Origin of the sequence: Exiguobacterium sp. ZOR0005 (genome assembly GCF_000798975.1) — a bacterium.
GTDB lineage: Bacteria > Bacillota > Bacilli > Exiguobacteriales > Exiguobacteriaceae > Exiguobacterium > Exiguobacterium aurantiacum.
This window is the reverse complement of record NZ_JTLB01000028.1, coordinates 16850-28123: the sequence shown is the minus strand read 5'-3', so window position 1 is coordinate 28123 and position 11274 is coordinate 16850. Positions and strand designations below refer to the sequence as shown.

At 55.3% G+C, this 11274-nt stretch carries 12 protein-coding genes; 10 read left to right on the top strand and 2 right to left on the bottom strand.

Features of this window, described 5'->3' with window-relative positions:
• Positions 1-95: 95 nt before the first annotated feature.
• Positions 96-1211: an NADH-dependent flavin oxidoreductase gene (locus L971_RS12705; protein WP_047376178.1), complete on the bottom strand. Its 1116-nt coding sequence runs from the start codon at positions 1209-1211 to the stop codon at positions 96-98.
• A gap of 262 nt (positions 1212-1473) precedes the next feature.
• Between L971_RS12705 and L971_RS12700 the strand changes: the two genes are divergently transcribed.
• Positions 1474-3129, top strand: a complete 1656-nt coding sequence (locus L971_RS12700; protein ID WP_029334240.1) for a glycerol-3-phosphate dehydrogenase/oxidase — start codon at positions 1474-1476, stop codon at positions 3127-3129.
• Positions 3130-3170: 41 nt separating this feature from the next.
• Here the strand turns inward: L971_RS12700 and L971_RS12695 are convergent, their stop codons facing one another.
• Positions 3171-3623, bottom strand: a complete 453-nt coding sequence (locus tag L971_RS12695; protein WP_047376176.1) for a hypothetical protein — start codon at positions 3621-3623, stop codon at positions 3171-3173.
• A 112-nt stretch (positions 3624-3735) separates the two neighbouring features.
• On the opposite strand from L971_RS12695, the gene L971_RS12690 reads away from it, so the two are divergent.
• From L971_RS12690 to L971_RS12650, 9 genes are all read left to right on the top strand, one after another.
• Entirely contained in the window at positions 3736-4080 is a 345-nt protein-coding gene (locus tag L971_RS12690; protein WP_047376174.1) for a YxeA family protein, read from the top strand.
• 108 nt (positions 4081-4188) lie between these two features.
• Positions 4189-4548 (top strand): response regulator, encoded by a 360-nt coding sequence (locus L971_RS12685; protein ID WP_029334243.1) that lies wholly within the window; start codon positions 4189-4191, stop codon positions 4546-4548.
• A 160-nt stretch (positions 4549-4708) separates the two neighbouring features.
• The gene (fba, locus tag L971_RS12680; RefSeq protein WP_024370875.1) at positions 4709-5563 is read left to right on the top strand and encodes a class II fructose-1,6-bisphosphate aldolase; all 855 of its coding nucleotides are present in this window, start codon (positions 4709-4711) and stop codon (positions 5561-5563) included.
• A gap of 97 nt (positions 5564-5660) precedes the next feature.
• Positions 5661-6491: a hypothetical protein gene (locus L971_RS12675; RefSeq protein ID WP_047376172.1), complete on the top strand. Its 831-nt coding sequence runs from the start codon at positions 5661-5663 to the stop codon at positions 6489-6491.
• A 73-nt stretch (positions 6492-6564) separates the two neighbouring features.
• Entirely contained in the window at positions 6565-7215 is a 651-nt protein-coding gene (gene fsa / locus L971_RS12670; RefSeq protein WP_047376171.1) for a fructose-6-phosphate aldolase, read from the top strand.
• 26 nt (positions 7216-7241) lie between these two features.
• Positions 7242-8495: a UDP-N-acetylglucosamine 1-carboxyvinyltransferase gene (gene murA / locus L971_RS12665; protein WP_024370872.1), complete on the top strand. Its 1254-nt coding sequence runs from the start codon at positions 7242-7244 to the stop codon at positions 8493-8495.
• A gap of 17 nt (positions 8496-8512) precedes the next feature.
• On the top strand, positions 8513-9481 hold the full coding sequence (gene glpX / locus L971_RS12660; protein ID WP_024370871.1) for a class II fructose-bisphosphatase: 969 nt from the start codon (positions 8513-8515) through the stop codon (positions 9479-9481).
• Between the two features lie 100 nt (positions 9482-9581).
• On the top strand, positions 9582-10508 hold the full coding sequence (locus L971_RS12655; RefSeq protein WP_047376170.1) for an ATP-binding cassette domain-containing protein: 927 nt from the start codon (positions 9582-9584) through the stop codon (positions 10506-10508).
• A complete protein-coding gene (locus L971_RS12650) occupies positions 10498-11268 on the top strand; it encodes an ABC transporter permease (RefSeq protein WP_047376167.1) in 771 nt (256 codons plus the stop codon). Before L971_RS12655 ends, L971_RS12650 begins: the two co-directional genes overlap by 11 nt.
• The last annotated feature ends 6 nt before the right edge of the window (positions 11269-11274 follow it).

Genomic DNA, 11274 nt, shown 5'->3' with positions numbered 1-11274 from the left:
AAAGCCTTCGTAAATTTGACCATAAAAACACCCCATAAAAGTTGGATTTTTATGTCCAACTTTTATGGGGCAGTTCATCGCTGCGGGCTTTTCGCTTACTTCACGGCTTGGTCTTTGATCGGGAACCAGCCGGCGCGTGTCGTGATGGCGTTCCAGAGCGGGGCCGGGACGGCAAGCTCGGCTTGTTTGTTCAAGTCGAGTTCGGTCTCAATCTCGTCTTCACGGCCGTCTTTCACTTTTACGAGCCAGTCTGGATCAATGATGAGCTCACGACCGAGCGCGGCGAGATCGATGACGTTGAGCGCGTCCTCGACTTGACCCGGGCGTTGCAACTGCCCGACTCCGATGAGCGGGACGGCGCCGTTGATGCGTTTCGCGATTCGGTCGATTGATCGTTCCGTCACGTTCTCATTGCGCATCGAAGCGGTGTTGAAGTTCCAGAGGGAGGCGTGGATGTAATCGAGCCCTTCCTCGAGCAACATGTCGATCAACACGTCCGTATCATCGAGGGTGATACCCGGTTCTTCGACTTCTTCTGGAGAGAAGCGATAGCCGACGAGGAAATCGTCCGCATCTTTCGCCGTGTCTTTGACGGCACGGATGACTTCACGCGGGAACGTGAGACGTGCATGGACGTCGCCACCGAAGCGGTCGTCACGTCGATTCGAATGCGGCGAGAAGAACTGTTGAATCAAATACGTGTTCGCTCCGTGAATCTCGACACCGTCAAACCCGGCCTCGATGGCACGTCGCGTCGCGTCACCGAACGCTTGGATGATCGCCTCGACTTCTTCGGTCTCGAGGGCGCGCGGAGTGACGGCCCCTTCACGGACCGGTGCGACCGCGCTCGCGCTCACCGGCTGCTCGTTCGGGACGAGATTCGGCGGGGACATACGGCCGGCGTGGAAGATTTGCAAGATCGCTTTCGATCCTTCTGCTTGAAGGCTCTCTGCGAGTTGACGCAGACCTGGGATGAACTTGTCGTCATTGACGCCGAACGCGTTCGGGAAGCCTTTGCCGTCCTCGGTCACATAGGCACAGGCCGTGATGGCGAGCCCGACGTTCTTCGCGCGCTTCCGGTAGTAGGCGAGTTCATGTTCCGACACTTCTCCTGTCGGCTGTGATGAATAATGGGTCATCGGTGCGAGTACGAGCCGGTTTGGAAGCTCGACACCGTTTTTGAATTGGAAAGGTTGTAGCATGCGTTGCATATTCAAACTCCTCCTTCGTCATGATACTTTGAAGTCTAGTCTTATGATTTCAAAATTGCGAGCCGGACGCTTTCGGTTCGGCACGTCGCACGTCGCGTGAGCCGTTCGATGGTTGAACATAGGAGAATAGGGTATAATACAGGAGAAAAGTTGATAACCGGTTGGAGACTACAGAGAGACCACGACATGGGGGGCGAAGCCTTGTTTTGTTGTGGTCTCTTTTCGTATACATCGAACCGGATTCATTATAGGAGGGAACAAGATGGAAATCAGAAACTTCTCAGCAAAAGAACGAGCCAAGCGATACGAACAATTGACCGGGGAACGTCACGACGTCCTCGTCGTCGGTGGCGGCATCACAGGCGCAGGGATTGCCCTTGACGCCGCATCACGGGGGATGAAGACGGCCGTTCTCGAGATGCAAGATTTCGCGGCCGGCACGTCGAGCCGTTCGACGAAACTTGTCCACGGGGGACTCCGTTATTTGAAACAGTTCGAAATCGCGCTCGTCGCCGAAGTCGGAAAAGAACGGGCCATCGTCTATGAGAACGGCCCGCACGTCACGACACCGGAACGGATGCTGTTGCCGATGCACACGGGCGGCACGTTCGGACCGCTCTCGACCGCGGTCGGGTTGATGGTGTACGATCTCCTCGCCGGTGTGAAACGGGCCGAGCGCCGACTCATGTTGAAACCGGATGAAGTCATCCAAAAAGCGCCGCTCGTCAAAAAAGACGGTCTTGTCGGCGGCGGTTACTACGTCGAGTACCGCACCGATGACGCGCGCATGACGATCGAAGTCGCGAAAGAAGCGGCGAACCACGGGGCGCTCTTGTTGAACTATTCGAAAGTGACCGGACTCATCTATGAGAACGGCAAAGTCGTCGGCGTCAACGTCGAGGACCAAATCGACGGCAAGACGTACGAAGTGTATGCGAAGAAAGTCATCAACGCGACCGGACCATGGGTCGACGTGCTCCGCGAGCAGGACGGTTCGAACAAAGGGAAGATGCTCCGTTTGACGAAAGGGATTCACCTCGTCATCGACCAATCGAAGTTCCCGCTCAAACAAGCGATCTACTTCGATACGCCGGACGGACGGATGGTGTTCGCCATCCCGCGTGACGGCAAAGCGTACGTCGGTACGACGGATACGTTCTTCGATAAAGACAAGGCGCATCCGCGCATGACGACGGAGGACCGCGACTACATCTTGGGCGCGATCCACTACATGTTCCCGGACGTGTCGGTGACGGCAGACGACGTCGAATCGAGCTGGGCCGGTATTCGCCCGCTCATTTATGAAGAAGGGAAAGACCCGTCTGAGATTTCACGGAAAGATGAAGTGTGGCAGTCAGACAGCGGGCTCATCACAATCGCCGGTGGGAAACTGACCGGTTATCGTAAAATGTCAGAGACGGTCGTCGACCTTGTCGCGAAACTGATCAAACAAGAAGAAGGCATCGTCTTCCTCGCCTCGCGGACGAAGCATATGCCGATGTCGGGCGGCCACGTCGGCGGTTCGAAAGGGTTCGAGGACTTCTTGACGAAGAAGAAGGCAGAATTGAAAAACCTCGGCCTCGAAGACGACAAGGCGGAACAACTCGTCCGTCTGTATGGGTCGAACATCGACCGTGTCATTGAACGGATGGACTCGAACGCGTACGACCTCCCTGAGATCGTATACGCCCAACTCCTTTACGGCATCGAAGAAGAGGCGGTCGTCCGGGCCATCGACTTCCTCGTTCGCCGTACAGGCGCGATGTTCTTTGACATCGACTTCGTTCAGAACTATAAAGACGGGGTACTGCGTTGCATGGCCGACGTCTTCAAATGGTCAGATGCCCGTCTCGAAGAAGAACGGGCCGAGGTCGAGAAAGAGATCGAGCTCGCGGTCGTACCGGTGACGGTCGAATAAAGCGCGAAAAAAGGAACTTCACCGTGTGGTGAAGTTCCTTTTCATATGCCAAGCTCGTCATAATACGCCACGATCCGCTCGTCGAGTGCGAGAACGACATCTTCGTCTCCGATGAGATAGAACAAGACGTACGTACCGTCCTCCCGGTAAACTTCAGCCTCGACCGTGAGCGTGGTCGGACGCCCTTCGAACAAGACGTCGAACTCACCGACCGGGTGTGCGACCGCTTCTTTCAGACTCGGGTCGGAGGCCCACGTCTGGATCGCGTCGACATCTGACGCCGCGATCGGTCTGTCGAACACTTCGGAGATGACGGCGAACGCCTCGGGGATGTCTTCTAAATCGGCATCGATCGACGTGGCGAGCGGGACGTCATCTTCATACGCCTCATCGTAGACGACAGGGACGGGTTCGTTGCCGAACGCCCACGCGGTGAAGGCGACACCACCGGACAAAATAATTAAAAACAGGAAAAAGCCGAATAATCGTTTCATCTGGTCGCTCCTATCCATTTCAATCAATTCAGTATAACAAGCGGGGTGGTGTTTAGGAATCACTAGAATATGGTATGGAAAGATAGCGATCATTAGAAAGTGAGGGAAATCGATGAAGCGGAAACGACTACTGGCCACGACCCTCTTGCTTTCCGCTCTCGTCGGATGGTTATTGATTGATATGGACCGTCTGTTCGCCGACACGTACTACGTGCGCGTCCCGAGCATGGAGACGGCAGGGCGAGACGGCACGGATTACGTCTATACGACGATTGGCTATCATGAAGAGAAAAAGAAACGATCGTTCACGTTCACATCCGAATCACGGCTCGCGGAAGGTGACTTTCTCAAATTGTACGTGAAAGACGAAGGAACGGTGACGACGTTCGAGAAAATCGACGAACGGGACGTCCCGCCTGAATTGAAAATGGAGCAGGCCAGGGAGACGGGGCTTTGAGCCCCGTTTCCTTCTTTTAGAAATTGCCGCGTCGCCAAATGAAACTGGATTTGGTATGGTTATGGATAGAGCGTAAAGTAGATCACGAACAGGAAAGAAGGTTAACCGATGTCACGCATGTTAATTGCAGACGACCAGGACGGGATTCGATTGATGCTCGCCCAAGTGTTTCAAAACCTCGGCATCGAGGTCGATACGGCGAGCGACGGGCTCTGCGCCTGGGAGAAACTCGAACAGAACGGATATGATTTAGTGTTACTCGATATGAACATGCCGCGTATGTTCGGGCATGAAGTGCTTCGGAACATGCGACAACAAGACATCGACACACCGGTCATGATCATGACGGCGTTCGGCGAGAAGACGACGATCGAAGAAGTGCAACGACTCGGCATCGCGGCCCAGTTCGAGAAGCCGTTCGACATTTATGGAATGATCGAGAAAGTGAAGGAAGTGTTAGAAATCTGACGTTTCGTCACGAAGATGACATATGTAAACGCTTGCGCAGAGCCATTTCTATCCCCGAATAGCATAGGCACACGTTTCGACGTGTGTTATAATGGGAACGAATTGCACGGGGGCATTTTTCCCAAAGTGCACAATAGCGAACAGACAGGAGGATGTCATTATGCCATTAGTATCAATGACAGAAATGCTTAACAAAGCATTCGAAGGCAAGTATGCAGTAGGCCAATTCAACATCAACAACCTCGAGTGGACGCAAGCGATTCTTCGCGCTGCGGAAGACGAGAAATCACCAGTTATCCTCGGTGTATCAGAAGGTGCAGCGAAGTACATGGGTGGCTTCACAACAGTTGTCAAAATGGTTGAAGGTCTCATGCACGACTACAACATCACTGTTCCAGTTGCAATCCACCTCGACCACGGTTCATCTTTCGACAAGTGTAAAGCAGCGATCGACGCTGGTTTCACATCTGTTATGATCGACGGTTCACACCACCCGATCGAAGAGAACATCGAAATGACGAAACAAGTCGTTGAATACGCACACGCTAAAGGCGCTTCAGTTGAAGCGGAAGTCGGCACAGTCGGCGGCGAAGAAGACGGCGTCGTTGGCGGCGTACAATACGCTGACCTTGACGAATGTGTTCGTGTCGTAACAGAAGCGAAAGTTGACGCTCTTGCGGCAGCACTCGGATCTGTACACGGAGAATACCAAGGCGAGCCAAAACTCGGCTTCAAAGAGATGGAAGAAATCGCAGAAGCGACAAAAACTCCACTCGTTCTTCACGGCGGTTCAGGTATCCCTGAGCACCAAATCAAAAAAGCAATCGAGCTCGGCCACAGCAAAATCAACGTTAACACAGAGTGCCAACAAGAATGGACTCGTGCGGTACGTGAGAAAGTCGCTGCTGACTCGAAAGTATATGACCCACGTAAAATCATCGGACCTGGTATCGAGGCGATCTACAACGTCGTTACTGGCAAGATGCGTGAGTTCGGTTCAAGCAACCAAGCATAATCCTGTCACATCAAGTCGACTCTTTTCGAAGAGTCGGCTTTTTTTCATTGAAACTTCTCTCACGTTAGCTCGTAACAAATAACTAAGGAGGGATTTGATGAAGTATATAGAACGTCAGACCGAGCTATTTTGGCGCGTCTTTTATGTGTTGGCGGCCATCATGCTCATCGGCCTTGCCTTCATGATCACGATTGCCCCGCTCGTCCTCATCTGGTTGAACCCAGCCCCGTACATGATTCCGCTCTTGTCTATCGTTGCGCTAGGTGGGTTCGGGGTGTACTGGTTCTTCAACATGTTTCGACAGTTGTTTTGGAAGGAACGTCATCGATCCCATTATGAGATAACAGCGACTCACTTGGATGGTGTGACGTGGCGCGTCGAGCCGGGCGAATCGGTCGAACAATCAATTCGCCTCGGGGCGATTGAACAGGTCGTCTTCTTCCCGGCCATCGTCCGGAAGACACAACCGTCCCCGACCGTCCCGATCGGGCGGCCGACGATCGATTTTTGTCCGATGCTTGCGATTATGACGGCTGACGAATCCGTGGAAATCTTGTTCGACCCGCGTGACCTCGATCAGTTCGACCGATGGATCGCTTATTTCCATGAGCGGGGCACACCGCTCTATTACACGCCGAAGTGGCTCTATTGGATTGGTGCGAATATCGCGACACGTGAGGAACGTTTTGCTTTATTGAACGAGCCGGATGAATTGATTCCATTCGTTTACACCGGTGACATTCCGACTGATGAAGCGACGGCAGCGACAGCGTGGATTGAAACGTATGGAATTGAACGGCAACGTGAAGGCCCGCACGAGGCACATTACGTGAAGCAGGCGAAAATCATGAAGTGGACAGCGCTAGGGACCGTCCTCGGCATCGCGTTGCTCGCGGCGTCAATGCTCGGTATCGCGGCCTTCACGTAAATGGTGTGGCAATTCGGAGCGGACTTCCTCATAATAAGAGGTGTAAGCGATCACATTTCGAGGAGGAATACACATGCAATTTTTCATTGACACCGCAAATGTGGAAGACATCAAGAAAGCCCACCGGATGGGCGTCATCGGGGGCGTGACGACCAATCCATCGCTCGTCGCGAAAGAAGGCGTCGACTTTCATACACGGCTTCGTGAGATTTGTGAGATCGTCGGGGATCTCTCGGTCAGTGCGGAAGTTATTGCACTCGATGCAGCGGGTATGGTGGAAGAAGGAAAGGAACTTGCGGCCATCGCACCGAATATTACAGTCAAGGTACCGATGACACCAGATGGCATGCAAGCCGTCCATGAATTCTCAAAGCTCGGCATCAAGACGAACGTGACGCTCATCTTTAACGCCAACCAGGCGCTCTTAGCGGCACGTGCCGGCGCGTCATACGTCTCACCGTTCATCGGTCGTCTCGATGATATCGGGCAAGACGGTCTTGACCTTGTCGAGACGATCGCGGATATTTTCGCGATCCACGGCATCGAGACGGAAATCATTGCCGCATCGGTCCGTCATCCGGTACATGTGACGAAAGCGGCCTTACTCGGTGCCGACATCGCCACCGTACCGTATAAAGTCATCGAACAGATGATGAAACATCCGCTCACTGACAAAGGAATCGAGCAGTTCCTAGCGGATTGGAACAACGCTCAATCCAAATAAGTTCGTCGTAGAAAGGTTTGATCATCGTGGAAATTCTCCATATCGTAGGACAGCAAAAACTTGAAGGTACAGTCGACATCAGCGGCGCCAAACAAAGCGCGTTACCGTGCCTCGTCGCGGCGCTCCTCACCGAGGAACCGGTGACGATCGAGAACGTGCCGGGCATCGAAGACGTCGAAGTGATGCTCAGTCTATTACAAGAACTCGGGGTCACAGTGGAACGGGACGGCGAACGGGTGACACTTCACGCCAAAGATGCCGTCGCCATGCCGCTACTCGGCTCGGAGACACGAAAAGTCCGGGCTGCTGTCTATTTGCTCGGCGTGTTCGCGGCCCGGTTCAAAAAAGGAGCCGTCGGACTGCCGGGAGGATATGCGATTGGTCCACGACCGATCGATTTGCACTTGAAAGCGCTAGAGCGGCTCGGCATTCACGTCGAAAATGAGTCAGGTCTGTATCACGTCCGTGTCGACAAGTTGGCCGGCGATCGGATTTATCTCGACTTGCGTTCATTCGGGGCGACGGTCAGCGCCATGCTCGCTGCCGTGCTTGCCGAAGGGACGACGGTCATCGAGAACGCCGCGATCGACCCGGAAGTCGTCGATGTCGCCACGATGCTCACTTCGATGGGGGCACATGTCATCGGGGCCGGGACGGACGAAATCCGTATCAAAGGGGTCGACCGTCTGCACGGATGCACGCATACGCTCATCCCAGACCGGTTAGAAGCCGGGACGTATATGATTTACGGGGCGGTAGCTGGAGACGTGACGGTTCAAAACGTCATCCCGCACCATCTCGAAGGGGTCATTCAAAAACTGCTCGACTACGGCGCTGAAGTCGAAGTCGGGGAAGAGGCGATCACCGTCCGGGCGAATCAATTCGTACCGACCGATATCCGCGTCTTCCACTATTCGGGATATCCGACCGACCTTCAGCCGATCATGTCGGCCGCACTATTAAAAGCGGATGGGACGAGCATCGTGACGGACAAGTTGTACGCGCAGCGCTTCCGTCATATTGCCGAGATGCGCCGCATGAACGCGCAAATCACGCTTGAAGACGCGTCGGCCGTCATCCGTGGCGGCAATCCGCTCGCGAACGCCGAGATGGAATGCGCGGATGCGCGCAGCGGGGCAGCGCTCGTCTTGTCAGGTCTTCAGGCGAGTGGGGAATCGACAGTGATCCATGCGGAAAGATTGAACGACTCATACGTCGACTTCGTCGGCAAACTAAAACGACTCGGCGCGCTCGTCTGGGTAGATGAGGTGTCTGAGTAACGAAGGGGAGAATTCGGGTGGAACGTAGTTTATCAATGGAATTGGTCCGGGTCACGGAAGCGGCAGCGCTCGCTTCGGCCCGCTGGATGGGGAAAGGTTTGAAAGTGGAGGCGGATGACGCGGCAACGACTGCGATGCGCGACGTCTTCGACACGATTCCGATGAAAGGGATCGTCGTCATCGGCGAGGGTGAGATGGATGAGGCCCCGATGCTCTACATCGGTGAGAAAGTCGGGAACGGCTACGGGTCACGTCTCGATGTCGCCGTCGACCCACTGGAAGGGACGAGCATCGTCGCGACCGGAACGTGGGGCGCGCTCGCCGTGCTCGCCGTCGCCGACGCCGGGGACCTTCTGCACGCACCGGACATGTACATGGATAAGATTGCGGTCGGACCGGAAGCGGCCGGGCTGATCAGTCTCGACAACTCGATTGAAGAAAACATCGCCATCGTCGCCAAGGCGAAAGGCAAGGACGTCGAGGACGTCGTCGTCACGATCTTGCACCGAGACCGGCACGAAGAGATGATTCAACGTGTCCGCGCGACGGGCGCCCGGATCAAATTGATTCCGGACGGCGACGTCGCCGCGGCGATCAACACGGCGTTCCCGAAAACCGGTGTCGACTTATTGCTCGGGTCGGGCGGGGCGCCGGAAGGCGTCATCGCAGCCGTCGCCATGAAATGTCTCGGCGGTGACTTCCAAGGACGCCTGCTGCCGGAAGACGAGGCGCAAGAGAAACGTTGCCAAGACATGGGGATCGCCGATACGGGACGGATTTTACTTCTCGACGACCTCGTCAAAGGCGAGGACTGTATCTTTGCCGCGACCGGTGTGACGGACGGGGAGTTGCTTCGCGGAGTCCAGTTCACGGGACAAGGGGGGCAAACCCATTCGGTCGTCATGCGGGCGAAATCGGGAACGGTCCGTTTCGTCGAAGGCATCCATTCGTTGAAGAAAAAACCGAAAATGGTCATGAAACCTTGATTCTCTCGAGCTGTGGACTTCGTGTCTGCAGCTTTTTTGATGTGTCGCGCCATATTTAAATATGAAGTGAACGGGAATAAACAAGCAGGAGGTGTGAGGCATGATTGAAGTGGAAACGCTCGTCAAGACATACGATGACGTCCCGGCCGTCGACGGCGTCTCGTTTTCTGTGGCCGAAGGAGAGATTTTTGCGTTTCTCGGTCCGAACGGGGCCGGTAAGTCGACGATGGTGCAAATGTTGACGACGCTCGTCCGCCCGACGGCAGGATCAGCACGCGTGAACGGGTTCGACATCGTCAAACAAGAGAAGGACGTGCGGCTGTCCATCGGGGTCGCGCTCCAAGAGACGGGCATCGACAAAGACTTGACCGGTCGCGAACTGCTCGTTCTGCAAGGACGTCTTTTCAAGATGACGAAACAAGAAGCGGAGGCGCGGGCCGAGGAGTTGCTCCGTGTCGTCTCGTTGACAGATGCGGCCGACCGGCGCAGCGGCACCTATTCAGGCGGGATGCGTCGTCGTCTCGACTTGGCGCTCACGCTCGTGCACCGGCCGACCGTCTTGTTTTTAGATGAGCCGACGACCGGTCTCGACCCGGCGAGCCGGATCGAAATTTGGAATGAAGTGAGACGGCTCAATCGCGACTTCGGGACGACGATTTTTTTGACGACGCAGTATTTGGAGGAGGCGGATGAACTCGCCGACCGCATCGCCATCATCCATCACGGGAAGCTCATCAGTGAGGGGACGGCCGAAGAGTTGAAACGGCTCGTTGGTGGGGAGACGATCGCGATGACGTTTCACACCGACGGGGAAGCGGAAACGGCGGCCAATCTGTTCGGTCATACGGCGATAGGAACGAACGTCGCTTTCGAGCTACGTGACTACACGCTAATGGAAGTGATCCGGTTGCTCGATGAACGCGCCATCCAACCGGAACGGTTGACCGTGAAACAACCGTCGCTCGACGACGTGTTTTTGAAAGTGACCGGTGAGTCATATGAAGGAGGTGTCCCGAATGTGGACTGAAACGTGGCTGTTCACGAAACGGAGTTTGGTGACGACGATCCGCAATCCGTTCTCGTTCATCCCGAACTTGATCATCTCCGTATTTTTCTTGCTCGTCTACACGAGCGGGCTATCGAGCATCGCCTCGTTGCCCCAATTCGACGGCAGCGCATATTTGAACTTCATCTTACCCGTCTCCATCGTCTCCGGGGCTGTCGGCGGGGCCGGGGGGACCGGTCAGGCGCTCGTCCGTGACATCGAGAGCGGGTATTTTGCGCGGCTCCTGCTCACACCGACGACACGGACGGCGATCGTCCTCGGTCCGATGATCGCGGGCATGTTGCAGTTGCTCGTCCAGACGCTCCTTATTTTTGCCGTCGCCTTCATGCTCGGCCTCACGATCCCGGTCGGCCTTCCAGGATTTTTGTTCACGGTTCTGCTCGCGATCGGATTCGGGCTCGGTTTTGCCGGTTACTCGGTCGGCGTCGCCTTGAAGACGCGGAATGCACAGGCGGCACAGGCCGGAACCCTTCTCTTCTTCCCGCTCATCTTCTTGTCGACGACGTTCGTCCCAAAAGAGTTGATCGAGGCGGAATGGCTCAAAGTAGCAGCGACGTTCAATCCGACGACGTATATTTTTGAAGGCATGCGGGGCGTTTTGACGCAACCGACGATTGACTGGGCCGCCTTGTCGGCCGGTCTTGCCGTCGCCGGGGCGATGAGCGTCATCATGATCGTCTTCGCCGCGACGAACGCGAGGGGGGCCTTGAAACAAAAATGACGAGCG